This window comes from Alcanivorax sp. HI0083 (assembly GCF_001635175.1).
The window spans coordinates 1-475 of the sequence record NZ_LWFX01001662.1; the positions used below are offsets into that span (position 1 = coordinate 1).

Sequence of the window (475 nt, forward strand, 5' to 3'; positions counted from 1 at the left end):
CCGCCTCAAACTCACCAGCTTCAGCACGGAATTCCCAGACACCACGACCCGCCTCAACACCAGCTTTCGCGAAATGACCGGCTTGCGCCTTGGTCACGCGGCTGGCACGGCGCTCACCTACAGTTACCTGTACGGCCTGATAGCCATCTGATTCTTCGGTCTTGACCTGGGAAACCCGATTAGGGCTAACCTCAATCACAGTCACCGGAACACTGACACCTTCTTCAGTGAACACCCGGGTCATGCCGCATTTTCGACCGATCACACCAATCGCCATTGTTTACCTCTTCACAACCTGTCGGGATAAACCCGCCCGTTGTTAACCCAGGCTGATCTGCACGTCCACACCAGCAGCCAGATCCAGTTTCATCAGCGCGTCCACGGTTTTATCCGTAGGCTCGACAATATCCACCAGCCGCTTGTGGGTGCGGATCTCATACTGATCTCGCGCATCTTTGTTTACGTGCGGAGAGAC

The 475-nt window shown here is 55.6% G+C and carries 1 protein-coding gene and 1 pseudogene; both read right to left on the reverse strand.

All coding sequences use genetic code 11. From position 1 onward, the window contains the following. Nucleotides 1-277 (reverse strand): annotated as a pseudogene (gene rplC / locus A3754_RS24390) (50S ribosomal protein L3); the annotation flags it as partial. 42 nt (nt 278-319) lie between these two features. Beyond that, nucleotides 320-475, reverse strand: a 156-nt coding sequence (locus A3754_RS24395; protein ID WP_304439869.1) for a 30S ribosomal protein S10, incomplete at its 5' end; no start/stop codon positions are given.